Here is a 26213-nt window from a genome sequence, read left to right as displayed (position 1 = left end):
AATACCCGCCCGCCCAATCGGTGTGGGGCTATGTTGACTTCCAGATTGAACATGGCGAGTTCTGTTTGGAAATCTCGGCTCGCGATGCGTTCGAGCGGTCGACGACGCGGCCCAGCAGGTCGCCGACGCGTTCGGACACATCGACGTGTGGGTCAACAACGCCTTCGCGGGCGTCTTCGCGCCGTTCACCGAGGTCACCGCGGACGAGTTCCGCCGGGTGACCGAAGTGACGTACCTGGGCTGCGTGTTCGGTACGCGGGCCGCCCTGCGGCACATGCTGCCGCGGGACCGGGGCGCGATCGTGCAGGTCGGGTCGGCGCTGGCCTATCGCGGGATTCCGCTCCAGTCCGCCTACTGCGGAGCCAAGCACGCGATCCAGGGGTTCAACGAGTCGCTGCGGTGCGAGTTGCTGCACGAGGGCAGCGGCGTCCGTACGACGATGGTGCAGCTGCCGGCGGTCAACACCCCGCAGTTCGACTGGGTGTTGAGCCGCATGCCGGGCCGGGCCCGGCCGGTGGCGCCCGTCTACCAGCCGGAGGTGGCGGCGAAGGCGATCCTCCACGCGGCCTCGCACGCCCGCCGACGCGAGTACTGGGTCGGCGGGTCCACGGCGGCGACGCTTCTCGCCAACGCGGTGGCGCCGGGGCTGCTGGACCGTTACCTGGCCAGGACCGGGTTCGACGCGCAGCAGGATCCGGGGGAGTACGACGGCTTCGGCAATCTGTGGACTCCGGCGGACGGGGCGCATGGGCGGGACTTCGGGGCGCACGGGCGTTTCGACGAGGAGGCGGTGGGCGCCAGCCCGGAGGGGTGGGTTTCGCGCAACCGCGGGCGAGTGGGGGCGGGGTTGGTTGCCGGGGGGCTGGGGGCCGTGGTGACCGCCGGGCTCCGACGTGGTGGCTGGGCGCCGTTGCGGCGGAAATAGGGGGCCGGTGGAGTCAGGGCCCAAAACGAGGGACGAGCAGAGGGCGGGGCCGACTGAGGACGGATCTCAGGACGGCCCCGCCACCAGGTACTCCTCCACCTCCTCCGCCCGGAGTGTCAGGCCGTGGCCCGGGCCCGTCACGGGGTGTACCGAGCCGCCTGTCGGGTCCAGGGCGCCGGTGAAGAACATGTCCTCTATGCGGACGTGGTCGTGGAACCACTCGGCGTGGCGGAAGTTGGGGATCGACGTGGCCGCGTGGGCGTGGGCGTGCGGGGCGCAGTGGGAGGAGATCTCCAGGCCGTGGGACTGGGCCAGGGCCGCCGCGCGGAGGAATTCCGTGATGCCGCCGCAGTGCGTCGCGTCCACCTGGAGGCAGTCGACCGCGCCCGCGCCGATCATGCGGGCGAAGTACGGGAGGTCGTAGCCGTACTCGCCGGCCGTGACGTCGCAGACGAGTGCGTCGCGGACCAGGCGCAGGCCCGTCAGGTCGTCCGAGGAGACCGGTTCCTCGTACCAGCCGACGCCCTGTTCCACGAGCGCGTGGCCGACCCGGACCGCCTGTTTGCGGGTGTACGCGCCGTTCGCGTCGACGTACAACTCCGCCTCCGGACCGATGACCTGGCGGGCGGCGTGCACGCGGGCCAGGTCGCGCTCGACCGCGCGGCCCCAGCTCTCGCCGATCTTTATCTTCACGCGCGGGATGCGCTGCCCGTGCACCCAGCCGTTCAGCTGGGCCGCCAGGTGCGTGTCGTGGTACGTCGTGAAGCCGCCGCTGCCGTACACGGGCACGCGTTCGCGGCAGACGCCCAGCAGCCGGGCCAGGGGGAGTTCGAGCAGGCGGGCCTTCAGGTCCCACAGGGCGATGTCGAGTGCCGAGATCGCGCAGGCCGCGATGCCCGGGCGGCCCGCGTTGCGGACCGAGCGGCACATCGCGTCGTGCGCGGCCGGGATGTCGAGCGCGCTGCGGCCCTCGACCAGCGGGGCGAGGTGGTCGCGGAGGAAGTCGCCGACCGCCGCGGGGCCGTACGTCCAGCCCGTGCCGGTCGCGTCGCCCGTCGTGACCTCCGCGATCACCATGGTCGTGGAGTTCCAGGCGAGTGTCCCGTCCGCCTCGGGGGCGTCGGTCGGCACCGTGTAGACGGAGACGACGGGGCGGTGCAGTTTCATCGTCCCGACCTCAGCCCTCGTCCAGCCGCGGCAGCACCTTCGTACGGTAGAAGTCGAAGAATCCGCGCTGGTCCGGGCCGATCTGGTTGACGTAGACCCGGTCGAAGCCCGCGTCGGCGAAGGCCCGCAGGGCCGAGACGTGTTCGTCGACGTCGTCGCCGCACACCGACTTCTCGCGCACCGTCTCCTCCGTGACCAGCGGTTCCAGCTGCTCGAAGTGGCGCGGCGAGGGCAGGATCTGGCCCATCTCGCCGGGCAGGAACTGGTTGAACCACTTGGCGCGGACCGTGCGCACTGCCTCGTCGCGGTCGGTGCCGTAGCAGACCTTCGTGCCGCCGCTGACCGGCTTTCCGCCCCCGCCGCCCTTGCGGAACTGCTCGACCATCGACTCCTCGGGCATCATCGTGATGTAGCCGTCCCCGACCCGCGCCGCGAGCTTCGTGGCGGCCGGGCCGAAGCCCGAGATGTCGATCGGGACGGGCTCGTCCGGGACCGTGTAGAGGCGGGCGTTCTCCACCTTGTAGTGGGTGCCGTAGTGGCTGACCTCCCCGCCGGTGAACAGCCGTCGCATGATCTGGATCGACTCCTCCAGCATCTCCATGCGTACGCTCGCCGGCGGCCAGACGTGTCCGAGGATGTGCTCGTTGAGCGCCTCGCCCGTGCCGACGCCCAGCCGGAAGCGGCCGCCCGTCATCACCGCCGAGGTCGCCGCGGCCTGCGCGATCACCGCCGGGTGGATCCGCACGGTCGGGCAGGTCACCGCCGTCTCGATCGGCAGCGACACCGCCTCCGACAGCGCGCCGATCACCGACCAGACGAAGGGGCTCTGGCCCTGCGCGTCGTTCCACGGGTGGTAGTGGTCGGAGATCCACAGCGACCGGAAGCCCGCCTGCTCGGCCATCCGCGCCTGCTCGACGAGCTCCGCCGGGCCGAACTCCTCACAGGAGAGGAAGTAGCCGTACTCGGGCATGGGGAGTACCTCCGATGGCGTCTGGTGCCTGGGCAGATCGCCGTCCGGGTACCCGGCGGCCGGGACGGAAACCGGCGCGGGTTTGGGGGCCCTGGCCAGGGGGACGCGGAAGGCTCCGCACGACGTACGCGACAGCGCCGGAGGCGAACCGTGAGTCGACCCCGCATCGTGATCGTCGGTGCCGGATTCGCCGGGTACCAGGCCGCCCGCGGCCTGTCCCGGCTGGTGCGGCACGAGGCCGACGTCACCCTGCTGAACCCGACCGACTACTTCCTGTACCTGCCCCTGCTGCCCCAGGTCGCCGCCGGCCTCCTGGAACCCCGCCGGGTGACCGTCTCCCTCTCCGGCACCCTGCCGCACGTACGGCTGGTGCTCGGCGAGGCGGACTCCGTCGACCTCGACGGGCGGACCGTGCACTACACCGACCCGGAGGGCGGTGCCGGACGGCTGGAGTACGACCGGCTCGTGCTCGCCGTCGGCAGCGTCAACAAGCTGCTGCCGATCCCGGGGGTCGCCGAGCACGCGCACGGCTTCCGCGGACTGCCCGAGGCGCTGTACCTGCGGGACCACGTCACCCGGCAGGTGGAACTCGCCGCCGCCGCGCACGACCCCAAGAGCTGCGCCGCCCGGTGCACCTTCGTGGTCGTCGGCGCCGGATACACCGGTACGGAGGTCGCCGCGCACGGGCAGATGTACACCGACGCGCAGGTCCGGAAGCACCCTCTGCGGGAGGGCATGCTGCCGCGCTGGATGCTGCTCGACATCGCGCCGCGCGTGCTGCCCGAGATGGACGAGCGGCTCTCCCGCACCGCCGACCGGGTGCTGCGGCAGCGGGGCGTCGACGTGCGCATGGGGACGTCCGTGAAGGAGGCCACGCACGACGGAGTGCTGCTGACCGACGGGGAGTTCGTGGAGACCCGCACGCTGGTGTGGTGTGTGGGGGTACGGCCGGATCCGCTCGTCGAGAGCACCGGGCAACCGCTGGAACGGGGACGGCTCGTGGTCGACCCGTACCTCCAAGTGCCGGGCCGGGACGGGGTGTTCGCGTGCGGGGACGCGGCTGCCGTGCCGGATCTGAACAACCCCGGCACGTACACCCCGATGACGGCGCAGCACGCGTGGCGGCACGGCAAGGTCGTCGCCCGCAACGTCGCCGCCTCCCTCGGCTTCGGCGAGCGGCGCACCTATCGGCACCGCGACCTCGGCTTCGTCGTCGACCTCGGCGGCACGAAGGCCGCGGCGAATCCGCTGGGCGTACCGCTGCCCGGCCCGCTCGCCGGTGCCGTCACCCGCGGCTACCACCTCGCGGCGATGCCCGGCAACCGCGTCCGCGTCGCCGCCGACTGGCTCCTGGACGCCGTACTGCCGCGCCAGGCGGTCCAGTTGGGCCTCGTACGGTCCTGGTCGGTGCCACTGGACACGGCGTCCCCGGAACTGGCCCGGGTGCCGGGTGGCAGTGAACCCGCGAAGAACCAACCGGGTGGCGAGCCCGCCAAGAATCAGCCCGCCGGTGAGCCCACCGGTCCCACCGAACCCCCCGGCCCCGTCCGGCGAACCGACACCCCCGCGGAGGGAGACTCATGAACACCGCCGAACTCGTCGAGCTCGCCCAGCAGTTGCGTGTGGACAGCGTGCGCGCGTCGGACGCCGCGGGGTCCGGGCATCCGACCTCCTCGATGTCCGCCGCGGACCTGATGGCCGTACTGCTGGCCAACCACTTCCGCTACGACTTCGACCGCCCCGCCCACCCCGGCAACGACCGCTTCGTCCTCTCCAAGGGACACGCCTCACCCCTGCTGTACTCCGCCTACAAGGCCGCCGGAGCCGTCGACGACGAAGAGCTGCTCACCTTCCGTGAACTGGGCAGCCGGCTCGAAGGGCATCCGACGCCCCGTCGCCTGCCGTGGGTCGAGACGGCCACCGGCTCGCTCGGTCAGGGCCTGCCCGTCGGCGTCGGCATTGCGCTGGCCGGCAAGCGGCTCGACCGCACCGGGTACCGCGTCTGGGTGCTGTGCGGGGACAGCGAGCTGGCCGAGGGGTCCGTGTGGGAGGCCGCCGAGCACGCCTCGTACGAGAACCTCGACAACCTCACCGCGATCGTCGACGTCAACCGGCTCGGTCAGCGCGGCCCGACCCGGCACGAGCACGACCTCGATGCCTACGCCCGCCGCTTCCAGGCCTTCGGCTGGCACACCGTCGAGGTCGACGGACATGACGTGGACGCGATCGACCGTGCCTACGGCGAAGCCGTCTCGACCACCGGGCAGCCGACCGTCGTCCTCGCCCGCACCCTCAAGGGCAAGGGCGTCGCGTCGGTCCAGGACCGGGAAGGGCTGCACGGCAAGCCGCTGCCGGACGCCGACGAGGCGATCGCCGAACTCGGCGGCGAGCGGGACATCCGCGTCCAGGTCCACGAGCCGCCCGCCGCACGGGCGTTGCACGCCGTGCGCGCCGGACATCTCGAACTGCCCCGCTGGGACAGGGGAGATGAGGTCGCCACACGGAACGCCTACGGCCAGGCGCTCACCGCCCTCGGCAGCGGGCGCGGCGACGTCGTCGCCCTCGACGGCGAGGTCGGCGACTCCACGCGGTCGGAGTTCTTCGCCAAGGAGCACCCCGAACGGTACTTCGAGTGCTACATCGCCGAGCAGCAGATGGTCGCCGCGGCGGTCGGGCTGGCCTCGCGCGGCTGGGTGCCGTACGCCTCCACCTTCGCGGCCTTCCTCACCCGCGCCTACGACTTCGTGCGCATGGCGTCCGTCAGCGGGGCCGGGATCAACCTCGTCGGCTCGCACGCGGGCGTCGCCATCGGGCAGGACGGGCCCTCGCAGATGGGCCTGGAGGACCTGGCGATGATGCGGGCGGTGCACGGCTCGACCGTGCTGTACCCGTGCGACGCCAACCAGACGGCTGCGCTCGTCGCCGCGATGGCCGGCCTGCGGGGCATCCGCTATCTGCGGACCTCGCGCGGTGACAGCCCGGTGATCTACGGGCCGGACGAGGACTTCCCGGTCGGCGGCAGCAAGGTGCTGCGCTCCTCCGGACAGGACCGGCTCACGGTCGTCGCGGCGGGCGTCACCGTGCACCAGGCGCTCGCCGCCGCCGACACGCTGGAGCGGGACGGCATCCCGGTCCGGGTCGTCGACCTCTACTCGGTCAAGCCCGTCGACCGGGAGACCCTGCGCCGGGCCGCCGAGGAGACCGGCTGCCTGGTGACCGTCGAGGACCACCGCGAGGAGGGCGGCCTCGGCGACGCCGTCCTGGACGCCTTACTCGACGGGCGGCCGGTGCCGCGGCTGGTGCGGCTCGCCGTGCGGTCCATGCCGGGCTCGGCCTCGCCCGACGAGCAGCTGCACGCCGCCGGCATCGACGCCGCGTCGATCGCGGCCGCCGGGAAACTGCTGGTGGAAGAGGCGGTCGTACGGTGAGCGACGATGTACGCAGCGTCCGCGCCGGACGGCGCACGGTGGAGGTGCACCGGCCCGGCAAGGTGCTCTTCCCCGGCGACGGCGACGGCAAGGAGTACACCAAGGGCGACCTGGTCGACTACTACCGGTCCGTCGCCGCGTTCATGCTGCCGCACCTGCGCGGCCGCCCGCTGATGCTGGAACGGCACCCGGACGGCCTCGGCGGCCCCCGCTTCATGCAGAAGAACACCCCGGACAACTATCCGGACTGGATCAGCCGCGTCGAGCTCCCCAAGGAGGGTGGCACCGTCTGCCACACCGTGTGCGACGACTCCGCCACCCTCCTCTACCTCGCCGACCAGGCCGCGCTCACCCTGCACCGCTGGCTGTCCCGGGTCGGCCGGATCGACCGGCCGGACCGGATGGTCTTCGACCTCGATCCGGCCCGGGACGACTTCGCCGCCGTGCGCGAGGCGGCCTGGCAACTGGGCGAACTCCTCGACGAGTTGCGGCTGTCCTCCGCCCTGATGACCACCGGCTCGCGCGGCGTCCACGTGATCGTGCCGCTCAACGGCCACCACGACTTCGACGAGACGCGTGCCTTCGCCCGCGACGTCGCCGAGACCCTCGCCGAAGCCCACCCCGACCGGCTCACCACCGCCGCCCGCAAGAAGGACCGCGGCGACCGCCTCTACCTCGACGTCGGCCGCAACGCCTACGCCCAGACCGCGGTCGCCCCGCTCACCGTCCGCGCCCTGCCCGGCGCGCCCGTGGCCACCCCCATCGACTGGACCCAGCTGGACGACCCGGGCCTGACCGCCCGCCGCTGGACCATCGCCGACGCCCTCGACCAGGCCCGCAGCAATCCCTGGGCCGACCTCATGAGCAAGGCCCGCTCGCTGGGACCGGCCCGGCGCCGTCTCAACGCCTTGCGTCAGGGCTGAATGTTTGGCCAGAGGCATTGCGGCCACCCGAACACGGAGGTGGCCATGGCGAACACAAAAGACACCCAGCAGTCACAGAATTCACAAAAGGAACATAAGGAACAGAGCGGTACGGCGGAACAGGGGCCGAAGCCCATGGAGGTGCTGCGCCAGGCGCGCACGCAGCTCGGCGAGCTGATCGGCATGTCCGCCGAGTCCGTCTCGTCCTTCGAACGGACCGAGGACGGCTGGTCCCTGGAGGTCGAGGTCCTCGAACTGGCCCGGGTCCCGGACACGATGAGCCTGATGGCCAGTTACCAGGTGGACCTGGACCCGGAGGGCCAGCTGACCGGCTACCGACGCGTCCGCCGCTATGAACGCGGGCGCGCCGACGCACACAGGCCCGGCGGCCGGTAGGCCGCCGAACCGTTCCGACATCCGTACCCGAGACCACAGACAAGGAGGCTGGGTCGGCATGACCGTTGTCCCGGCACAGCAGACCGGCGGAGGGGGAGGTTCCAGTGGCCTCTACGACGTCCTGGAGCTCGTCCTCGACAGGGGTCTGGTCATAGACGCGTTCGTACGGGTCTCCCTGGTCGGCATCGAGATCCTGAAGATCGACATCCGTGTCGTCGTGGCCAGCGTCGACACCTATCTGCGCTTCGCCGAGGCGTGCAACCGGCTCGACCTGGAGTCCGGGCCGAACAAGAGCCCGGGCCTGCCCGACGTGGTCGGCCAGGTCACCGAGTCCGGCGCGCGCGGCAAGTCCAAGGGCGCGCTGTCCGGCGCCGCGGAGACCATCTCCGACGCCTTCCGGCAGGCGCGCGACGAGGGCGGCGAGCACGAGCACGAGACCGAGTCCCGGCCGCGGCCCCGCAAGAGGACCGCCGCCGCGCGCAGGAGGGAGGAGGAGCAGGAGTGAGTACGTACGTCTACGGCATCACCGCCAAGTCGCACCCCGAGCTCTCCAAGGACCTCGGCGGCGTGGGCGATCCGCCCCGGCCGGTGCGCGTTCTCGAACAGGGCGAGCTGGCGGCCGTCGTCAGCGACGCCCCCGAGGGACTGCGCCCCAAGCGCCGGGACCTGCTCGCCCACCAGACCGTACTCGCCGAGGCGGGCGCGGCCGGCCCGGTGCTGCCCATGCGCTTCGGCAGCATCGCTCCCGACGACGGCAGCGTCACCGGCGTCCTCGAGGAGCGGGCCGACCACTACAAGGAGCGCCTGCGGGCCCTGGACGGCAAGGTCGAGTACAACGTCAAGGCCGTGCACCAGGAAGAGGCCGTACTGCACCGCGTGATGTCCGAGAACCCGGAGATCCGCGCCCTGACCGAGGCCAACCGGCAGGCGGGCGGCGGCAGTTACGAGCAGCGCCTGCAGCTCGGCGAGATGGTGGTCGCCGCCGTGAAGGCGCGCGAGGCGGAGGACGCGGTCGAGGTGCGGCGCGCTCTCGAGGACGCCGCCGCGGCCGTGAGCGTGGGCCCCGAGTCCACCGGCTGGCTGGTCAACGTGTCCTTCCTCGTCGACCGCGACGGCGCCCAGCCGTTCCTGGCCGCGGTGGACGAGGTCCGCAAGGCCCATCCGCACCTCGAACTGCGGGTCAACGGCCCGCTGCCGCCGTACAGCTTCGTGGAGCCCGGCCCCGCCGAGCCCGCGGGCAGCACGGCGGGCCCGGACGCGACGCGGGAGTGACGCCGTGGGACTGCTCAAAGAGGTGGTGCTCCTGCCTTTCGCCCCGGTGCGCGGCAGCGCCTGGGTGATCGGGCAGGTGCTGAGCGAGGCGGAACGGATCTATTACGACCCGGTCACGGTCAGGGCCGAACTCGCCCGGCTCGAAGAGCAGTTGGAGGCGGGCGAGATCGACGAGGAGGAGTTCGACCGCAGGGAGGACGAACTCCTCGACCGGCTGGAGACAGGACTGCGCACCGGCGCGGCCCCAGGCAACGGGACGACACGATGAACCGAGTGGGACTCGGCCTCGCGATAGGGGCCGGATACGTCCTCGGACGTACCAAGAAAATGAAACTGGCCTTCGCCGTCGGCACCATGGTGGCCGGCAAGCGGATGCATCTGAGCCCGCGGGCCCTCGCGGACCTGGTGTCCGGGCAGCTGCGGGACAACCCGCAGTTCAAGGAGATCGGGGACCAGCTGCGCGAGGACCTGCGGGGCGTCGGCAAGGCGGCCTCCGGAGCGATGGTGGAGCGGCAGATCGACTCCCTCGCCGACCGTCTGCACGGCCGTACCGCCGAGGTCCGCGACCAGCTCACGGGCGTCGCAGGCAAGGCGACCGGCCTCGGCGCCGACGAGCAGGACGGGAGCGAGGAGCCGGAGGACACTGAGGAGGAGGAACCGCGCGAGGAGGCCGAGGAGCCGGAGGCCGAGGAGGAGTCCCCGGACGACGAGGCCGGGCGCGACTCCGAGGCGGCGGCGAAGAAGGCCCCGGCCAGGAAGGCGGCGGCCAAGCGGGCGGCGGGCGGTAAGCCCCCGGCCAAGAAGGCCGCGGCGAAGAAGACCGCGCCGGGCCGGGCGCCCGCGAAGAAGACGGCGGCCAAGAAGACCGCGGCGAAGAAGTCGGCGGCCAAGCGCACGGCCGGCCGTGCGGGCGGCGGCGCCCGTGCCGCCCGGTCGCGCCTGCCGAAGGGAGGCGACGAGCGATGACCGAGACACTCGGATCCGCGACCTCCGCGGCGCGCGGCGCCAAGGACTCGACCGGCAAGGTGACCGACCTGGCGCACAGCGAGGCCGCCGACCGGCTCAAGGCCGAACTGCAGGAGTACCTCGCGGCACAGGCCCAGCGCCTGCTGATGGGCTTCGGCCGCAAACTCGGCGAGACCACCGTCAAGTTGAACGACATCGCCGAGGGCAACAGCCCGGGCTTCGCCAAGCTGGCGCTCGACGGCGGCCGCAAACTCGCCGAGGGCAAGGGGCCCGTGCGCTCCGCGCTGGAACTCGGCGCCTCGCGGGCCAAGGAGAACGTGGTGGAAGCCTTCAAGAACCTCGGCGGGGGCAAGGGCAAGCGCAAGGGCGGGGCGGGCAAGAAGCCGACGGTGATCATCGAGTCCGTCGACGTGGGTGTCGACCGGCGCACGGCCTACGACCAGTGGACCCAGTACCAGGACTTCAGCACCTTCGCCAAGGGTGTCAAGAGCGCGAACCGTGCCGACGACACCCAGTCCGACTGGCAGTTGAAGATCTTCTGGTCCAACCGCAGCTGGAAGGCGAAGACCACCGAGCAGCTGCCCGACGACCGGATCTCCTGGACCTCGGAGGGCGCCAAGGGCACCACGAAGGGTGTCGTCTCCTTCCACCGGCTCGACGACAACCTCACCCGCGTCCTGCTGGTCATCGAGTACTACCCCAAGGGCCTGTTCGAGAAGACCGGCAACATCTGGCGCGCCCAGGGCCGCCGGGCCCGGCTCGACCTCAAGAACTACGTCCGCTTCATCACCTTCAAGGGCGAGGCGGAGGACGGCTGGCGCGGCGAGATCCGCGACGGCGAGGTCGTCCGCAGCCACGAGGACGCGGTCGCCGAGGAGGAGGAAGAACTCGCCGGCGAGCGCGAAGAGGCCGAGGAGGAGCCCGAGGACGAGGAACCCAAGGGCGAGGAAGAGGAGTTCGAGGAGGACGAGGAGGAGCCCGAGGGCGAGGAGGGTGACGAGGAGGAGTACGAGTACGAGGACGAGGAAGAGCCCGAATACGAGTACGCCGAGGGCGGGAGCCGTCGATGACCACCGCGAGCAGGCTTCCCGAGCCGTACGGTTCGAACGGCGGCGCCAACCTGGCCGACATCCTGGAGCGGGTGCTCGACAAGGGTGTCGTCATCGCCGGCGACATCCGGATCAACCTGCTCGACATCGAACTCCTCACCGTCAAACTCCGGCTCATCGTCGCCTCCGTGGACAAGGCGCGGGAGATGGGTATCGACTGGTGGGAGACCGACCCGGCGCTCTCCTCCAAGGCGCGTCGCTCGGAACTCGCCCGCGAGAACGCCGAGTTGCGCGAGCGCCTCGCCGAACTGGATCCCGACGCCCAACTGGAGCCCGGCCGCGCCCAGAAGGAGGCCCCATGACCGGACTGCGGTACGTCTACGCCGTCTGCCACCCCTTCGGCTCGGCCCTCCAGGCCCAGCTGACCGGGGTGGCGGGCGATCCGCCCAGACTGCTCACCCACCACGGCCTGGTCGCCGTGGTGAGCCATGTACCGGAGCGGGACTTCGCCGAGGAGCCGCTCCGCGCCCATCTGGAGGACCTGGACTGGCTGACCGCGGTCGCGCGCGCCCATCAGGGCGTGATCGACGCCCTCACCGCCGTCACCACCCCGCTCCCGCTGCGGCTCGGCACGGTCTTCCGGGACGACAGCGGGGTCCGGGTGATGCTGGAGGCCCGCGAGGCCGACTTCCGGCGCACCCTCGACCGGCTCGCGGGCCGGGTGGAATGGGGGGTCAAGGTGTACGCCGAAAGCGGCGCCGAGCCCGCCGAAACGCAGCGGCCGGCCGAGAAAGCGGCTTCCGGCCGGGATTATCTGAGGCAACGGCGTATGCGTGCGAAAGCGCACGAGGATCTCTGGGAGAAAGCCGAGGAATTCGCGAACCGGCTGCACGCGGCCCTCTCCGCGCATGCCGATGATTCCCGGCTGCACGCCCCGCAGAATTCCACGCTCTCCGGCGCGTCCGGACGCAATGTGCTGAACGCCGCCTATCTGGTAGCGCGGAAGGACTGCGAGGAATTCGTGGAACTGGTCGACCGGACCAAGGACGACGTGTCCGGCACGGCACCGCAGCTGCGCGTCGAGCTCACCGGCCCCTGGGCCGCCTACTCCTTCGCCGGGGAGGAGCCGTGACGGTCGTCGAACGCCGTGAGGTCGCCCTCGTGGACCTGCTCGACCGGCTGCTGGCCGGCGGGGTCGTCGTCACGGGGGACATCACGCTGCGCATCGCGGAGGTCGACCTCGTCCGCATCGACCTGAACGCGCTCATCAGCTCGGTCAACGAACAAGTACCGTCGCCCTGGGGAGAGTTGACGTGACCGCCCGCCGCAACCGGCTGGACCTGGAACCCGACACCGTCGAACGGGACCTGGTCAAGCTCGTGCTGACCGTCGTCGAACTGCTGCGCCAGCTCATGGAGCGCCAGGCGCTGCGCCGCTTCGACACGGGGGACCTCAGCGAGGACCAGGAGGAGCGGATCGGGCTCACGCTGATGCTCCTCGACGACCGGATGACCGAACTGCGCGAGCGGTACGGACTGCGGCCCGAGGACCTCAATCTGGACCTCGGGCCGCTGGGACGGCTGCTCTGATTCAGTTCTGATCAGTTCTGACCCGGTTCACCACGGGTACCGGTCACCACCGATACCAGCGGCCCCTGCCACCGGCCGCCGTCGTGCCGCGGACCAGGAATCCCAGCAGCCACACCACGAGAACGACCAGTGCAATCCACCAAAGCGCCTTGAGCGCGAATCCGGCACCGAACAGAATGAGCGCCAGAAGCAATACGAGCAGGACAGCAACCATTTTCCAACCTCCTGCTCTCCGGGTATCCCGGAAAAGGAGATTCAGGCGTCCTTACGGCACAGAATCTCCCCGTGCAGCACACTGAACCAGCCGTCCTCCCGCCGGCCCCATTCCCGCCAGGCCTCCGACACGGCCGTCAGCTGCCCGGCGGTGGCGTGTCCGCCCTCCGTGGCCCGCTCCGCGTAGACCGACGCGACCGTCCGGTCCGCCCACAGCCCGCTCCACCAGGCCCGCTCCTGCGGAGTCGAGAACGTCCAGGTGCTGGAGGTGGCCGTGATGTCGGTCAGCCCCGCCCGCAGCGCCCAGGACTTCAGCCGCCGCCCGGCGTCCGGCTCGCCCCCGTTGGCGCGCGCCACCCGGCGGTAGAGGTCCGCCCAGTCGTCCATCCCCCGGGACGCCGGGTACCAGGTCATCGCGGCGTAGTCCGAGTCGCGCACGGCGATGAACCCGCCCGGTTCCGTCACCCGCCGCATCTCGCGCAGCGCCTGCACCGGATCGCCGACGTGCTGCAGCACCTGATGGGCGTGGACGACGCAGAAGGTGTCGTCCGGGTAGTCCAGGGCGTGCACGTCCGCGACCGCGAAGTCGGCGTTGGTCAGGCCGCGTTCGGCGGCCGTGGCGCGGGCCTGGTCCAGGATCCCCGGCGCGTGGTCGACGCCGGTGACGTGTCCGTCGGGGACCAGTGCCGCCAGGTCGGCGGTGATGGTGCCGGGCCCGCAGCCGATGTCCAGGATCTTCATGTGGGGCTTCAGCGAGCCGAGCAGATAGGCCGCGGAGTTGGCGGCGGTCCGCCAGGTGTGCGAGCGCAGCACCGACTCGTGGTGCCCGTGTGTGTAGACGGCGGTCTCCTGCGGCTTCGACATGGCTGAACTCCCCTGTTCGACGTCCTGTCGCTACGCCATCACCGTACGCCCGCATGTCGAATGATGAGACCTGCGTTTTGCCATGTGGACTGACGGTGGGTCAGGCCCCGGGGATCGGGCGGTAGACGGTGAGTGCCTGGGGGAGCTTCTCCAGGGTCACCTCGCCTGCCACTTCGGTGACTTCGCCGTCGTGGGCGAGCGGGGTGCCCGGGGCGATGCCCGAGATCCGCAGCCGGCTCACCTGGACCGCGGCGTGCGCCGGGGACCGGGTGAGCGGCCCGGCGATCGCGGCGCCGAGCAGCCGCAGCGCGGGCCTGCGGCCGCCGTGCACCGCCCGTACGTCGAACTGCCCGTCCGCCAGGTCCAGCCGCCGGCCCGGCGCGAGGCCCATCCGGTGGTAGACGCCGTTGCCGATGAACAGCAGCCACAACGGGCGCCTCTCGCCCCGGAGTTCGGCCTCCAGCGGATGCCGGTCGGCGCGCAGCACGCGCAGCGCCCCGAGCACCCCGGCAGGCCAGCTGCCGATCCGGTGCGACCAGCGGTCCCGCACCCGCACCAGCTCCGGGTAGACGCCCAGGCTGCACGTGTTGAGGAAGACGCCGTGCAGGCCGCCGGAGCTGAACCGGCCGACGTCCACCCGCACCGCCTCGCCCTGCCGCACGGCCCGCGCGAAGCCCCGCGCGTCCTCCACGCCGAGGTCGAGGGCGAAGTGGTTGAGGGTGCCGCCGGGCAGCACCGCGAGCGGCAGGCCGTGGCGCAGGGCGACCGAGGCGGCGGTGTTCACCGTGCCGTCGCCGCCGCACACGCCGAGCACCTCGGCGCGGGCCGCCGCCTTCTCCAACTCGGCGCGCAGATCCGCCGGTTCGCACTCCACGACCTCGGCGCGGGGAAGCTCGTCGCGCAGGGCGCCCAGGCGGTCGGCGGTGCCCGAGGCGGTGTTGGCCACGACGACCAGTCCCGCGCCGTCGGGCAGCGCCGGGACCTCGGCGCGGGGCCGGGCGGGCGGCACCAGCCCGGCGCGGGTCGGCACCAGACCCCGTACCGCGAAGGCGGCTCCCGCGCCCAGGGCCGCGCCCGTGAGCACGTCGCTCGGGAAGTGGACGCCGGTGTACACGCGGGAGAGCGCCACCGACCACGCGACGGGGGCGACCGCGGCGCCCCAGGCCGGGGACTCCAGCGCGACCCCGGTCGCGAAGGCGGCGGCCGACGCGGAGTGGCCGGACGGGAACGACGTGGTGATCGGCTGCCGCCGCAGCTGCCGTACCAGCGGAACCGGGTCGAGGGCCGGGCGCGGCCTGCGCACCGAGCGCTTGCCCAGCGTGTTGATCGTCAGCGAGGCGAGGGCGAGGGAGGCGACACCGCGGGCGGCGGCACGGCGGGCCCGCGGGGTGCGGCTCGCCGCGATCGCGGCCGCGGTGGCGAACCAGAGCACACCGTGGTTGGCGCTGCGGCTGAGCCGCGGCAGGACGCGTTCCGCGTACGGCCAGTGCCGTTCGGCGGCGAACTCGAAGAGACGGTTGTCCAGCGTGAGCAGCCGGTCACGCAGGGGATGGAAGCCGGGCCTGAGGGCTGTGAGGTCGACGTCTGGGCTCATGGCGTGCCGGGTACCCTGAAGAGCCCGTCTGCTGCCCCGAGGCGGCGACCGACACCCGGAGGGTCCCCGCATGCGTCTGCTCCTCGTACGCCACGGCCAGACCACCTCCAACGTCGACTTCCTGCTCGACACCGCCGTACCGGGGGCGGGTCTGACCGCGCTGGGCGAACAGCAGGCCGCGGCGCTTCCCGAGGCCCTCGCCGACGAGGACATCGAGGCCCTGTACGCCTCCACGCTCGTGCGCACCCAGCTCACGGCGGCCCCGCTGGCCGCCGCCCGGGGCCTCGACGTGATCGTGCGCGACGGCATCCGCGAGCTGTCGGCGGGCGACCTGGAGATGCTGCCGGGCGACTCGGAGCAGGGGGCGCTCTACATGAAGACGGTGTTCGCGTGGGCGGCCGGCGACACCGCGCTGCGGATGCCGGGCGGCGAGAGCGGGGCGGAGGCGCTGGCCCGCTACGACGCCGTGGTGGCGGAGGCGGCCGCCGGCGGGGCCGGGACGGTGGCCATGATCAGCCACGGCGCGGCGATCCGCATGTGGACCGCGGCCCGCGCCGACAACGTGGACGTGCCCTTCGCCGCGGCCCGGCCGCTGGACAACACGGGCGTGGTGATCCTGGAGGGCTCGCCGGAGGACGGCTGGAAGGCGTTGACCTGGGCGGGAGCGGTCGTCACCCCCAGCGGCGACAGCGGACCGGCCGGACGCCCGCTGGGCGAGAGCGGATGAGCGCCCACCGGCTCGCTTAAGCGTTTGCACCGGCCTGTGCGCCGCCCGCAGAATGCCTCCTCATGGGACATCTGGAAGCCGCACACCTCGAGTACTACCTTCCCGACGGGAGGGCGCTGCTCGGCGATGTGTCGTTCCGGGTGGGCGAAGGGGCCGTCGTCGCGCTCGTCGGACCGAACGGCGCCGGGAAGACGACCCTGCTGCGGCTGATCTCGGGGGAGCTCAAGCCGCACGGCGGGACCGTCACCGTCGGTGGTGGCCTCGGGGTGATGCGGCAGTTCGTGGGATCCGTTCGGGACGAGACGACCGTACGGGACCTGCTGGTGTCCGTGGCGCCGCCGCGGATCCGGGAGGCCGCGCAGGCCGTCGACCGGGCCGAGCACCTGATCATGACCGTCGACGACGAGGCCGCCCAGCTGAAGTACGCGCAGGCGCTCGCCGACTGGGCCGAGGCGCGCGGGTACGAGGCGGAGACGCTGTGGGACATGTGCACCACGGCCGCGCTCGGAGTGCCGTACGAGAAGGCGCAGTTCCGGCAGGTGCGCACGCTGTCCGGCGGTGAGCAGAAGCGGCTCGTGCTTGAGGCGCTGCTGCGTGGCACCGACGAGGTGCTGCTGCTCGACGAGCCCGACAACTACCTCGACGTGCCCGGCAAGCGCTGGCTGGAGGAGCGGCTCAAGGAGACCCGCAAGACCGTGCTCTTCGTCTCCCACGACCGCGAACTCCTCGCGCGGGCCGCCGAGAAGATCGTGTCCGTGGAGCCCAGCCCGGCCGGCGCCGACGCCTGGGTGCACGGCGGCGGCTTCGCCACCTACCACGACGCCCGGCGCGAACGCTTCGCCCGCTTCGAGGAGTTGCGCAGGCGGTGGGACGAGAAGCACGCCCAGCTGAAGAAGCTGGTGCTGAACCTCCGTCAGGCGGCCAGCATCAGCCATGAGTTGTCCTCCCGCTACCAGGCCGCGCAGACCCGGCTCAGGAAGTTCGAGGAGGCCGGCCCGCCGCCGGAGCCGCCGCGGGAGCAGGACATCAGGATGCGGCTCAAGGGCGGCCGTACCGGCGTAAGGGCCGTCACCTGCAAGGGACTTGAGCTCACCGGCCTGATGACCCCCTTCGACCTGGAGGTCTTCTACGGCGAACGGGTCGCCGTCCTCGGCTCCAACGGCTCCGGCAAGTCGCACTTCCTGCGGCTGCTGGCCGGCGAGAACGTGGCGCACACCGGGGAGTGGAAGCTCGGGGCGCGGGTCGTGCCTGGGCACTTCGCGCAGACCCACGCCCATCCCGAGCTGCAGGGCCGCACGCTGCTGGACGTCCTGTGGACGGAGCACTCCCAGGACCGGGGCGCGGCCATGTCCCGGCTGCGCCGTTACGAGCTCACCAACCAGGCCGAGCAGGCCTTCGACCGTCTCTCTGGCGGCCAGCAGGCCCGCTTCCAGATCCTGCTCCTGGAACTGGAGGGCGTCACCGCCCTGCTCCTCGACGAGCCGACCGACAACCTCGACCTGGAGTCCGCCGAGGCGCTCCAGGAAGGGCTGGAGGCGTTCGACGGAACGGTCCTCTCCGTGACGCACGACCGCTGGTTCGCGCGCTCCTTCGACCGCTATCTGGTCTTCGGGAGCGACGGCCGGGTCCGGGAGACCCCGGAACCCGTGTGGGACGAACGGCGGGTGGAGCGGGCGCGGTAGCCGCTGCTCAGGTCCACCTGAGCAGCGCGCCCAGGCCGCCCGCCGGGATCTGGCCCCCGGTCGCCTCCGCCGCGGGTTCCACCGAGAGCGCGGGCGCGCCGGTGGCGACCGCCGACCGGATCAGGGCGTCGTCGGCCCGCGCCGGCCAGGAGTTCTGCTCGCCCAGGATCTTCAGGTCCGTACGGCGCACCGCCAGCTGGTCGGGGTCCTCGCCGATCCACACCTCGCGGTGGGCGTCCGGCGCGTCCGGGCGGATCAGGAGCTCCTCGATACGGTGCTCGCGCGCCGCCTCCACCAGCGCGGGCACGCCCTCCACCGCGCCCGAGTGGCCCTCGGCGTCCGGCGCGCGGGCCGTCAGGAACCGCTCCAGCTCACGCTCGGCCCGCTGCCGTACCCGCTGCTCGCGGACCCGCTCCACGTCCTCGTCGAGCAGCCGGCTGCCGGCGCCGTGCGGGGCCTCCACGGCCATGTCCTTCAGCTGCTTGGGCAGCCGCTCGTGCACGGACCGCCTCTCCCGGTCGTCGCCCACGAGGACCAGCAGGTCGGCGCGGGTCTCCTCCTGACAGGCGGCGAGCGCCTTCGCGACCTCGGCCGCGTTGTGCTCCCAGGTGTTCTCGACCGCGAGCTGGAAGTGCCGCTCCGACCAGTCCACCGAACGCGTACGGTGCACCGGCCACTGCCGGCCGGTCACCGAGCCCGCGTCCTGGCGGCCCAGCGAGCTGCGCAGCTCGAAGTCCGCGCCCTTGCGGTCGATGTACGCCACCACGCAGAGCGGGTCCTCGCCGGCCAGCTCCAGCAGGGGCGCGGTGTGCGGCAGCGGTGCCCAGTGGGCGCTGTCGCTCATCGGCGGACGGGCCAGGTGGGGGTACCTCCCACGCCTTTCGGGCAGTGGGGGAGGGTCGAGGACCACTTCGCCTGCCCGGGCGAACAGGGCCCGCCCGTTGGGCTCGGAGGAGTGCCGGAGCTCCTCCAGCGCCTCGCGCACCGCCCGGCACGTCTCCTCGTCGGCGCCCTGCCGGTCCAGGTCCCGGGCGAGCGCCACCGCCGTGAGATGGCGCTCGTGGGGCGTGTCCTCCGTGTGCCGGGAAGTGTCGACGTACACGGAGGCCCAGGGCCCCGGATGTTCGTAGAGTGGATGCAGGAAAGCGAGATCCATGGTTCCCTCCCGGGTGCCGCTCGGGTGCGGGGGTGTCTCGGACACCCCTGAGTGCTCACCGGGCGGGTACCCGGACCGCATGGACGAACACGACGAGCGGGGTACCACCATGGCCGGAGTCGACCCCACCAGGCTGGACGACCAGCAGCTCATGAAGGAGCTGGAGACGATCCACCGCACGCGCCACGACACACTGCTGTACGGCTCCAGCGGCGCGCTGCGGGCCCACAACGATCGCATGGCCCAGCTGGAGGGCGAGTACCTGCGCCGCAACCCGCGGCGCACGGTGGCCGCGGGCCGCACCCGGGAAGGCGCCCGGGAACGCCGGAGCGGGGAGTCGGTGACTCCCCGCTCCTGACCAGCCGGCCGGTCAGTGGCGCACCGGCGGCCGGTCCCAGTGCCGGTGTGCCGCGATCGCGGCCACGAACTCCCGTACGAATTCGGAGGCGGCCCCCTCGGAGCGGTCCGTCACCACGCCCCGGTCGGCCACCACCGACCCCGCGGACAGCGCGAGCCCCTCCGGATCGAGGGCGGCGAGGACGTCCACGCCCGAGCCGAGCGCACCCACCGGCTTGCCGTGCAGATAGGCGCTCCGTACGAACCGCAGCGCGTCCGGGTCCTGGGCCACCGGCGGGGTCCCGGTGGGCCCGCCGGGCAGGAGCACGGCGTCGTAGAGCACGGACGCCACGGTCGGCAGCGCGCGGTCGACCGTGTACAGCTCGCCGTCGGAGCCCGACACCGTGCCGTCGGCCGGCGCCAGCGCCTCCACGACCGCCCCCTCGGCGGCCAGTGCCTCCCGCACGGCGGTCACCTGCTCCGCGTCCACACCGTCGGTGACCAGGACCGCGATCTGCCGGGTGCGGATCGAGCCGTCGCCGCGCAGCGACTCCAGACTCAGGGCGGGGGACTCCTGTTTGTACGACGTCCCCTGTGCCGCCGGCTCCGGCACCCCGATGCCGCGCGCCACCTCGGTCGCCAACTCGCCGTCCACCTTGGCGAGTTGCTCGACGGTACGGGCCCGTACCGTCATCGCGTCGACCTTGCCGAGCTCGAACCGGAAGGCCTGGACGATGTGTTCGCGCTCCCAGTCCGCCAGGCTGTGGAAGAACAGCGCGGCCTGGCTGTAGTGGTCCTTGAAACTCTCGCTGCGCTTGCGGATCTTGGCGCCGTCGACGCGCTCCGCGTAGTGCGTGTACGAGCTGCCGTCGACACCCGCGTGCGCGGGGCAGCCGCCGCCCAGTGAGTTCGGGAAGTAGTTCGTGCCCCGGTGGATCGCGCTCTGGTGATAGCCGTCGCGCTGGTTGGTGCGCACGGGCGCGATCGGCCGGTTGACCGGGATCTGGGTGAAGTTGGGGCCGCCCAGCCGGATCAACTGGGTGTCCAGATAGGAGAAGTTGCGGGCCTGGAGCAGCGGGTCGTTGGTGAAGTCGATACCGGGGACCACGTTGCCGGTGTGGAAGGCGACCTGCTCGGTCTCGGCGAAGAAGTTCTCCGGGTTGCGGTCGAGCACCATCCGGCCGATCGGCCGCACCGGCACCTGCTCCTCCGGGATGATCTTCGTGGCGTCCAGCAGGTCGAAGTCGAACGCGAACTCGTCCTCCTCCGGCACCAGTTGTACACCCAGCTCCCACTCCGGGTACTCGCCGGCCTCGATCGCGTTCCACAGGTCGCCCCGGTTGAAGTCCGGGTTGCGGCCCTGGCACTCCTGCGCCTCGTCCCACACCAGCGAGTGCACGCCCAGCTTCGGCTTCCAGTGGAACTTCACGAAGGTGCCCCGGCCCTCGGCGTTCACGAACCGGAAGGTGTGCACGCCGAAGCCCTGCATCATGCGGTAGCTGCGCGGGATCGCCCGGTCCGACATCAGCCACATGATCGCGTGCAGCGTCTCCGGCTGGAGCGACACGAAGTCCCACAGGGTGTCGTGCGCGGACGCGCCGGTGGGGATGTCGTTGTGCGGCTCGGGCTTCACCGCGTGCACGAAGTCCGGGAACTTGATGCCGTCCTGGATGAAGAACACCGGGAAGTTGTTCCCCACCAGGTCGTAATTGCCCTCCGACGTATAGAACTTGGTCGCGAAGCCGCGCACGTCCCGCACGGTGTCGGCCGAGCCCTTCGGGCCCTGCACGGTCGAGAACCGCACGAAGACCGGCGTACGCACGGACGGGTCCTGGAGGAAGGCCGCACGGGTGAACTCCGCGCAGGACTCGTACGGTTCGAAGTACCCGTACGCGCCCGCGCCCCGCGCGTGCACCACCCGCTCCGGGATCCGCTCGTGGTCGAAGTGGGTCAGCTTCTCCCGGAAGTGGAAGTCCTCCATCAGGGTCGGCCCGCGCTCGCCGGCGGCCAGCGAGTCGTCGGTGTGGTCGACCTCCACGCCCTGGTCGGTGGTGAGCGGCCCGGCGGCCGGGTCGTCGGCGTGGAAGGACGCGCGCTGCTCCTGCTTGCGGTCGGCGGGGGATCCCATCAGCCCGCCCCCTCGGAGAACACGTGCAGGAAGGCGTCGCAGAACGCCTTCAGGTCGTCCGGCTTGCGGCTGGTCACCAGCTTGCCCGTGCCGTGGTCGCAGATCCGCACCTGCTCGTCGACCCAGGTGCCGCCCGCGTTGCGGATGTCCGTCCGCAGGCTCGGCCAGGAGGTCAGCACCCGGCCGCGTACGACGTCCGCCTCCACCAGCGTCCACGGGGCGTGGCAGATCGCGGCGACCGGACGGCCCTGGTCGAAGAAGTCCCGCACGAACCCCACGGCCTTCTCGTCCGTCCGCAGGAAGTCCGGATTGGCCACCCCGCCGGGCAGCACCAGCGCGCCGAACGAACCGGCCGACGTCTCGCCGACCACCTCGTCCACGGGGAAGGTGTCCGCCTTGTCGAGGTGGTCGAAGGCCTGGACCTCACCGGACTTGGTGGACACCAGCACCGGCTCGTGCCCGGCGTCCTTCGCCGCCTGCCACGGCTCGGTGAGCTCGATCTGCTCGACGCCCTCGGGCGCGGTCAGAAACGCGATACGCATGATGTTCAACGTCCTTTCCTGGCAAGCCACTTCGCTCGGTCATCGGCACGCTTGCGGTCGCGGCGGGCGGTGCGCACACAGCGCAGCAGCTCCTCGCCGTACGGCAGCAGCACACAGCCGCCGACCGCCACCGCGATGCCCGCGACATAGCCGCGCGACAGCGGCCGGCGCCGGGGCACCGGCCGCCACGCGTCCGGGTGCCCGCGGCCCCCGCGCAGCAGCGCCTTCACCTGGTCGGCGTGCAGGCACATCAGCGCGGCCAGCGCGCCGAACGGCAGCGACTCCAGAAAGCTGTGGATGTGCTGCTCCAGCGGCTTGACCTCGCGGTCGCTCTCCACCGCCGTCCGTACGTCCCACAGCGCGGTCGCCTCGTGCACCGCGGCGCCGCCCAGCTGCACGGTCAGCAGCAGGGGGTTGACCTCGTAGCGCAGGGTGAGCGCGATGGGGATGCCGACCTCGGCCATCATGAGCGAGTGGATCAATGACTCCTTGGTGCCCGCCGTCTCCTCGATGCGGGTGCGCCGGTGCATCACCCAGTCGGCGAGACCCGGCACGAACCAGCTGGGCAGCAGCCCGTACAGGAGATAGCGGGTGGTCACGTCACCGACGTCGACACTGACGCCGGTGGCGCTGATCTCGGCGGCCCGACCCCGGCTCACCCGGTGTCCCCGCCGGCGCGTACCAGTGCCTCGGCCAGTTCCTGGACCGTGGCGTAGCGGGCCGCGCGCGGCAGCCGCTCCACGGGTTGCACCAGGGTGTCGGGGGCGTACGCGCGGCGCAGGGCGCCGGCGAGCTCACGCGGGCCCGCGGGGAAGGAGTGGCGGCTCAGATGGCGGGCCAGTTCCGTACGGACCGCCGACAGGGGTGCCGCGGAACGGCCGGGGGCGATGGGGCCGCCCGCGACCTCCGGGTCGTCGTCGGCGGTGGGCTCGGGGTCGTGCCACTCCTCGGTCCGGGTCGGGTGCCCGGACCGGAGCAGACCCTGCAGTTCGTGCTTCATCTCCTCGTCGCGATGGACGCTCAGCCGGTCGCTTCCTCGCTGCATGGCTCCCTCCAGAACCTCGGGGGTGGACCACCGCGTACCCGAAGACAGGAGGCCGACACGGGTTTGCGCCCGGAACGCCGGGAGACCCGGAGGTCGCCCCCCACGCCCATCCCGGAGAGGGAACGGCCATGGTGCTTCTCACTGTGCTCATCCCGCTCCTCATGCTCGGCGTGGTGCTGGCACTGGGCCGTTACGAGGAGCTTCTCCTGCCACCGAAGAAGGCGGAGCCGAACCCGGCGACGCCCTCCGGCAGGCATGCCCGCGGCCGTCCCGCCGCGCACTGAGCGGGTCTTCGCAGCCGCGTACGACGGGTGACCGTCGGGCCCTCGCACGCCCCCGGGAAGCGGGCACCGGTGTTTGCCGGAAGCCTCCCGGGGCAGGCGCAGAGGCAGTGCTTCGGACAGGAGGCACGTCCGTGGGAACGGCCCAGAGCCGCCCCGGCCGCGTCTGTCCCAAAGCGCGTCCGCACTCCCACGGTGACCGTCCAACCCAGAGCACCATCAAGGGAGTTGCGACGCACATGCCCACACGAGTGAGCGCGAAGCACCACCCGCACGACGACGCCCCCGACACCGCCGAGGCCTTCCGCAGGCTCGCCACGCTCCCCCCGGGACAGCAGCGCGACACGCTGCGCGAGCAGGTCGTGGAGGCCTGGCTGCCCATGTCCGAACGGCTCGCGGGACGGTTCCGCAGCCGCGGCGAGAACTACGAGGACCTGCGCCAGGTCGCGGCCCTCGGCCTGGTCAAGGCCGTCGACCGGTACGACCCCGAGCGCGGCAACGCCTTCGAGAGCTATGCCGTGCCCACCATCACCGGCGAGATCAAGCGCCACTTCCGCGACCACATGTGGACCCTGCACGTCCCGCGCCGGGTCCAGGACCTGCGCAACCGGGTCCGGTTCGCCACCCAGGAACTCTCCCAGACCGTCTCCGGGCGCAGGCCCACCGTCGCCGAGATCGCCGAGCACGCGGGCATGAGCGAGGAGGACGTGCAGGTCGGCCTGGAAGCGCTGGAGAGCTTCACCGCGCTCTCGCTCGACGCGGAGCTGCCCGGCAGCGAGGACGGCTACTCGCTCAGCGACGCCCTCGGCTCCGCCGACCCCGCGCTGGACACCGTCGTCGACCGCGAGGCCGTCGCACCCCGGCTGGCCGCCCTGCCGGAGCGGGAGCGGGCCATCCTGTACATGCGGTTCTTCGGCGACATGACACAGAGCCGGATCGCCGAGCAGCTGGGCATCTCCCAGATGCACGTCTCACGCCTGATCAGCCGCTGCTGCGGTCGGGTGCGCGAACAGGTGATGAGGGACGCGGCGTAGGGCTGCCGCAAAGAAAAGCCGCGTAAGGCTGCCGCGAGAAGAGGCTCCGGTCACCCGGTCGGCCCCTCGCGTCCCGCGAATGGGGTCCGGCCGCGCGCGGGGCGGGGGCGGGCGGGCTGTGATGGGTTCGGGGCACGGGGTCCGTGTCCCCACCGCAGCCGTCGCTCGAAGGAGCCCGCACCATGCGCCGCACCGCCCGTGTCCTGTCCGCCGCGGCCCTGGCCGGTGCCACGGTCGGCATCACCGCCACCGCCGCTTTCGCGGACCCGGCCGCGGAGGTCAGCCCGAGCACCGTCCGGCCCGGCGGCAGCGTTACCGTCTCGGTCACCTGCGACACCGTCGGCGGCCAGGCGCCGGCCACCCTCGACGCCTCCTCGCAGGCCTTCGACGAGGGCACCGTCCAGCTCCAGCGGGTCCCCGGCAACGACGACCAGACCTCCGGCCCCGCCTACCGCGGCACCGCCCGCATCGCCCCCGCCGCCGACTTCGAGACCGACGGCCCGAACGCGGTCACCCGGGACTCCGCGTGGACCGTCGACGGCACCTGCCCGGCCGCGCCCGGCGGACAGGGCAAGCCGTGGAGCGCCACCTTCCAGGTGGACCGCTCCGGCGGCGGTGGCGGTGGCCGGCAGTGCGCCGAACCCCGCACCGACCCCTGCGGCGGTGACGGACATCAGTGCGCCGAACCCCGCACCGACCCCTGCGACGCCGCCGTGATCCAGCGCGGTGTGCGGGCCGGCGAGGGCGGCACCTTCACCGACTCCGTGCCCGCCCTGGTCGGCGGCGGTGTGCTCATCGCGGGCGCGCTCGGCGCCGCCGCCCACCGGCTGCGCCGCCGCGGCTTCACGACCGACCGCTGACCGTGTGAATCGCTCCCGCGTGTGACGGGCGCAACCCGTGCGGCCCCGATGGGGCGGCGGCTCACTGGGTACCCAGAGCGCAGGAGTACGTCCCCTGCACCCGGGGCGCGATCGCCGACGGCAAGGCGCAGCAAGGCAGTCCACAACGGAGGTAGCGATGCCGCGGACGGACCCGGAAGGCCACGGCTCCGTCCGTTACGGGCCATCGCCGCCCGAGGACGGCCTGCCCGTGCTGCCCGAGCTGACCGCCGTGCTCGCCGCTGCCGCCACCCGCGCCGACGGGGAGCCGATCGGCGGCGGACCCGCGCTGACCGAGGCCGCCTGCGGCTACTGGGACCGGCGCGGCCTCGCGGCCGAGCCCGACCGGGTGGCCGCCGGCCCCGGCGCCCCCGCGCTGCTGCTCGCGCTGACCGCGGCCCTCGGCGGCGACGTCCTGGTGCCGCGGCCCTGCGCGGCCTGGTGGGCGCCGTACGCACGTCTGTTGGGAAGACCCGTCTTCCATGTCGCCACGTCCGCGGAGAGCGGGGGCGTGCCGGATCCGTACGCCCTCCTGGAGACCGTGCGCCGGGTGCGTGCCGAGGGCGGTGACCCGCGGCTGCTGGTGCTGTCCGTCGCCGACGACCCCACCGCCACCGTCGCCCCGCCCGAGGTGCTGCACGCGTGCGTGGAGGCCGCCGCGGGGGAGGGGCTGCATCTGGTCAGCGACGAGACCTGGCGCGACACCCTGCACGCCCCGCACGACACCGTGCTGCTCAGCCCCGCCGAGATGCTGCCCGACCGGGTCACCGTCGTCACCGACCTGGCCGGCGCGCTGCTGCCGCCCGGCTGGCCCGCGGCCGTGGCCCGCTTCCCCGCGGACGAGGACGGCCGCGCGCTGCACGCGCGTGTGCTCGACGTGCTGACCGCGCTCGGCGCCCGTATCGCCGGGCCCGTCGCCGCGCCCGCCGCGTACGCGCTGGACGAACCCGAGCCGGCTGAGGGCGTCGCCGGTGATGTACGCCCCGTCGGTGATCTGCTCGACGTAACCCTCCCGGCGCAGCATCCGCAGGAGGGTGGTCAGCCGCTC

General features: G+C 72.3%; 30 protein-coding genes and 1 pseudogene. 21 read left to right on the top strand and 10 right to left on the bottom strand.

The window, feature by feature from the left end; all coding sequences use genetic code 11:
• Nucleotides 1-91 precede the first annotated feature (91 nt).
• A pseudogene (locus tag ABZ848_RS48450) lies at nucleotides 92-925 on the top strand (SDR family oxidoreductase); the annotation flags it as partial.
• Between the two features lie 66 nt (nucleotides 926-991).
• On the opposite strand, the gene ABZ848_RS48445 reads toward ABZ848_RS48450, so the two are convergent.
• Together ABZ848_RS48445 and ABZ848_RS48440 are read right to left on the bottom strand one after the other, a co-directional pair.
• On the bottom strand, nucleotides 992-2092 hold the full coding sequence (locus ABZ848_RS48445) for an enolase C-terminal domain-like protein (RefSeq protein ID WP_360843254.1): 1101 nt from the start codon (nucleotides 2090-2092) through the stop codon (nucleotides 992-994).
• A 10-nt stretch (nucleotides 2093-2102) separates the two neighbouring features.
• Nucleotides 2103-3062: an LLM class F420-dependent oxidoreductase gene (locus ABZ848_RS48440; protein ID WP_360843252.1), complete on the bottom strand. Its 960-nt coding sequence runs from the start codon at nucleotides 3060-3062 to the stop codon at nucleotides 2103-2105.
• Between the two features lie 150 nt (nucleotides 3063-3212).
• On the opposite strand from ABZ848_RS48440, the gene ABZ848_RS48435 reads away from it, so the two are divergent.
• From ABZ848_RS48435 to ABZ848_RS48375, 13 genes are read left to right on the top strand one after another with little or no spacing between them, the layout of a single operon-like run.
• Complete coding sequence (locus ABZ848_RS48435; protein ID WP_360843250.1) at nucleotides 3213-4646, top strand: NAD(P)/FAD-dependent oxidoreductase; 1434 nt, start codon at nucleotides 3213-3215, stop codon at nucleotides 4644-4646.
• On the top strand, nucleotides 4643-6490 hold the full coding sequence (locus tag ABZ848_RS48430) for a transketolase (RefSeq protein WP_360843248.1): 1848 nt from the start codon (nucleotides 4643-4645) through the stop codon (nucleotides 6488-6490). Before ABZ848_RS48435 ends, ABZ848_RS48430 begins: the two co-directional genes overlap by 4 nt.
• Nucleotides 6487-7413 carry a non-homologous end-joining DNA ligase gene (ligD, locus tag ABZ848_RS48425; protein ID WP_360843245.1) on the top strand — a complete coding sequence of 309 codons (927 nt, stop codon included), beginning with the start codon at nucleotides 6487-6489 and terminating at the stop codon, nucleotides 7411-7413. The genes ABZ848_RS48430 and ligD overlap by 4 nt, the downstream gene beginning before the upstream one ends.
• A gap of 45 nt (nucleotides 7414-7458) precedes the next feature.
• Nucleotides 7459-7809, top strand: coding sequence for a gas vesicle protein (locus ABZ848_RS48420; RefSeq protein WP_360843243.1), 351 nt, complete (start codon nucleotides 7459-7461; stop codon nucleotides 7807-7809).
• A 58-nt stretch (nucleotides 7810-7867) separates the two neighbouring features.
• Nucleotides 7868-8314: a gas vesicle structural protein GvpA gene (locus ABZ848_RS48415; protein WP_360843240.1), complete on the top strand. Its 447-nt coding sequence runs from the start codon at nucleotides 7868-7870 to the stop codon at nucleotides 8312-8314.
• Nucleotides 8311-9081 carry a GvpL/GvpF family gas vesicle protein gene (locus tag ABZ848_RS48410; protein WP_360843238.1) on the top strand — a complete coding sequence of 257 codons (771 nt, stop codon included), beginning with the start codon at nucleotides 8311-8313 and terminating at the stop codon, nucleotides 9079-9081. Before ABZ848_RS48415 ends, ABZ848_RS48410 begins: the two co-directional genes overlap by 4 nt.
• Nucleotides 9082-9085: 4 nt before the next feature.
• The gene (locus ABZ848_RS48405) at nucleotides 9086-9349 is read left to right on the top strand and encodes a gas vesicle protein GvpG (RefSeq protein WP_360843235.1); all 264 of its coding nucleotides are present in this window, start codon (nucleotides 9086-9088) and stop codon (nucleotides 9347-9349) included.
• Entirely contained in the window at nucleotides 9346-10047 is a 702-nt protein-coding gene (locus ABZ848_RS48400; protein ID WP_360843232.1) for a DNA primase, read from the top strand. The genes ABZ848_RS48405 and ABZ848_RS48400 overlap by 4 nt, the downstream gene beginning before the upstream one ends.
• Nucleotides 10044-11117, top strand: a complete 1074-nt coding sequence (locus ABZ848_RS48395) for an SRPBCC family protein (protein WP_360843229.1) — start codon at nucleotides 10044-10046, stop codon at nucleotides 11115-11117. The genes ABZ848_RS48400 and ABZ848_RS48395 overlap by 4 nt, the downstream gene beginning before the upstream one ends.
• Nucleotides 11114-11458: a gas vesicle protein gene (locus ABZ848_RS48390; RefSeq protein WP_360843226.1), complete on the top strand. Its 345-nt coding sequence runs from the start codon at nucleotides 11114-11116 to the stop codon at nucleotides 11456-11458. Before ABZ848_RS48395 ends, ABZ848_RS48390 begins: the two co-directional genes overlap by 4 nt.
• Entirely contained in the window at nucleotides 11455-12228 is a 774-nt protein-coding gene (locus tag ABZ848_RS48385; protein WP_360843223.1) for a GvpL/GvpF family gas vesicle protein, read from the top strand. Before ABZ848_RS48390 ends, ABZ848_RS48385 begins: the two co-directional genes overlap by 4 nt.
• The gene (locus tag ABZ848_RS48380) at nucleotides 12225-12413 is read left to right on the top strand and encodes a gas vesicle protein (protein ID WP_360843220.1); all 189 of its coding nucleotides are present in this window, start codon (nucleotides 12225-12227) and stop codon (nucleotides 12411-12413) included. Before ABZ848_RS48385 ends, ABZ848_RS48380 begins: the two co-directional genes overlap by 4 nt.
• Nucleotides 12410-12685, top strand: coding sequence for a gas vesicle protein K (locus tag ABZ848_RS48375; protein WP_360843218.1), 276 nt, complete (start codon nucleotides 12410-12412; stop codon nucleotides 12683-12685). Before ABZ848_RS48380 ends, ABZ848_RS48375 begins: the two co-directional genes overlap by 4 nt.
• Before the next feature lie 43 nt (nucleotides 12686-12728).
• On the opposite strand, the gene ABZ848_RS48370 is transcribed toward ABZ848_RS48375, so the two are convergent.
• The 3 genes from ABZ848_RS48370 to ABZ848_RS48360 all read right to left on the bottom strand — a co-directional run bounded on the left by ABZ848_RS48370 (nucleotide 12729) and on the right by ABZ848_RS48360 (nucleotide 15356).
• Nucleotides 12729-12899: a hydrophobic protein gene (locus ABZ848_RS48370; protein WP_360843215.1), complete on the bottom strand. Its 171-nt coding sequence runs from the start codon at nucleotides 12897-12899 to the stop codon at nucleotides 12729-12731.
• 41 nt (nucleotides 12900-12940) lie between these two features.
• Nucleotides 12941-13762, bottom strand: a complete 822-nt coding sequence (locus ABZ848_RS48365) for a methyltransferase domain-containing protein (protein ID WP_360843212.1) — start codon at nucleotides 13760-13762, stop codon at nucleotides 12941-12943.
• Between the two features lie 100 nt (nucleotides 13763-13862).
• Complete coding sequence (locus ABZ848_RS48360) at nucleotides 13863-15356, bottom strand: phosphatase PAP2 family protein (RefSeq protein ID WP_360843209.1); 1494 nt, start codon at nucleotides 15354-15356, stop codon at nucleotides 13863-13865.
• 70 nt (nucleotides 15357-15426) lie between these two features.
• Between ABZ848_RS48360 and ABZ848_RS48355 the strand changes: the two genes are divergently transcribed.
• Together ABZ848_RS48355 and ABZ848_RS48350 are read left to right on the top strand one after the other, a co-directional pair.
• Complete coding sequence (locus tag ABZ848_RS48355) at nucleotides 15427-16083, top strand: histidine phosphatase family protein (RefSeq protein WP_360843206.1); 657 nt, start codon at nucleotides 15427-15429, stop codon at nucleotides 16081-16083.
• Nucleotides 16084-16145: 62 nt separating this feature from the next.
• Nucleotides 16146-17765 (top strand): ATP-binding cassette domain-containing protein, encoded by a 1620-nt coding sequence (locus ABZ848_RS48350; RefSeq protein ID WP_360843204.1) that lies wholly within the window; start codon nucleotides 16146-16148, stop codon nucleotides 17763-17765.
• 7 nt (nucleotides 17766-17772) lie between these two features.
• Here ABZ848_RS48350 and ABZ848_RS48345 read toward each other — a convergent pair whose 3' ends face one another.
• A complete protein-coding gene (locus ABZ848_RS48345) occupies nucleotides 17773-18921 on the bottom strand; it encodes a Vms1/Ankzf1 family peptidyl-tRNA hydrolase (RefSeq protein ID WP_360843201.1) in 1149 nt (382 codons plus the stop codon).
• Nucleotides 18922-19000: 79 nt separating this feature from the next.
• On the opposite strand from ABZ848_RS48345, the gene ABZ848_RS48340 reads away from it, so the two are divergent.
• Nucleotides 19001-19279 carry a DUF6158 family protein gene (locus tag ABZ848_RS48340; RefSeq protein ID WP_242763199.1) on the top strand — a complete coding sequence of 93 codons (279 nt, stop codon included), beginning with the start codon at nucleotides 19001-19003 and terminating at the stop codon, nucleotides 19277-19279.
• 12 nt (nucleotides 19280-19291) lie between these two features.
• Here the strand turns inward: ABZ848_RS48340 and ABZ848_RS48335 are convergent, their stop codons facing one another.
• Genes ABZ848_RS48335 through ABZ848_RS48320 form a run of 4 tightly spaced genes read right to left on the bottom strand, consistent with a single transcriptional unit; the run spans nucleotide 19292 to nucleotide 22972 of the window.
• Nucleotides 19292-21385 carry a catalase gene (locus ABZ848_RS48335; RefSeq protein ID WP_360843198.1) on the bottom strand — a complete coding sequence of 698 codons (2094 nt, stop codon included), beginning with the start codon at nucleotides 21383-21385 and terminating at the stop codon, nucleotides 19292-19294.
• Complete coding sequence (locus tag ABZ848_RS48330) at nucleotides 21385-21927, bottom strand: type 1 glutamine amidotransferase domain-containing protein (RefSeq protein ID WP_360843197.1); 543 nt, start codon at nucleotides 21925-21927, stop codon at nucleotides 21385-21387. Before ABZ848_RS48330 ends, ABZ848_RS48335 begins: the two co-directional genes overlap by 1 nt.
• A gap of 5 nt (nucleotides 21928-21932) precedes the next feature.
• Nucleotides 21933-22586, bottom strand: coding sequence for a diguanylate cyclase (locus ABZ848_RS48325; RefSeq protein ID WP_360843194.1), 654 nt, complete (start codon nucleotides 22584-22586; stop codon nucleotides 21933-21935).
• Nucleotides 22583-22972: a DUF2795 domain-containing protein gene (locus tag ABZ848_RS48320; protein WP_360843192.1), complete on the bottom strand. Its 390-nt coding sequence runs from the start codon at nucleotides 22970-22972 to the stop codon at nucleotides 22583-22585. Before ABZ848_RS48320 ends, ABZ848_RS48325 begins: the two co-directional genes overlap by 4 nt.
• Nucleotides 22973-23100: 128 nt before the next feature.
• On the opposite strand from ABZ848_RS48320, the gene ABZ848_RS48315 reads away from it, so the two are divergent.
• The 4 genes from ABZ848_RS48315 to ABZ848_RS48300 form a co-directional block, all read left to right on the top strand.
• Nucleotides 23101-23256, top strand: coding sequence for a hypothetical protein (locus ABZ848_RS48315; protein WP_360843189.1), 156 nt, complete (start codon nucleotides 23101-23103; stop codon nucleotides 23254-23256).
• 236 nt (nucleotides 23257-23492) lie between these two features.
• Nucleotides 23493-24287, top strand: a complete 795-nt coding sequence (locus ABZ848_RS48310) for an RNA polymerase sigma factor SigF (RefSeq protein ID WP_360843186.1) — start codon at nucleotides 23493-23495, stop codon at nucleotides 24285-24287.
• A 182-nt stretch (nucleotides 24288-24469) separates the two neighbouring features.
• A complete protein-coding gene (locus tag ABZ848_RS48305; RefSeq protein ID WP_360843183.1) occupies nucleotides 24470-25147 on the top strand; it encodes a hypothetical protein in 678 nt (225 codons plus the stop codon).
• Between the two features lie 157 nt (nucleotides 25148-25304).
• The coding region (locus tag ABZ848_RS48300; RefSeq protein ID WP_360843177.1) for an aminotransferase class I/II-fold pyridoxal phosphate-dependent enzyme at nucleotides 25305-26213 on the top strand (909 nt) is incomplete at its 3' end.

The sequence above is a fragment of the Streptomyces sp. NPDC047081 genome (assembly GCF_040643775.1).
Classification (GTDB): domain Bacteria; phylum Actinomycetota; class Actinomycetes; order Streptomycetales; family Streptomycetaceae; genus Streptomyces.
The sequence above is the reverse complement of the archived record's forward strand: the minus strand, read 5'-3'. Positions and strand labels throughout refer to the sequence as shown.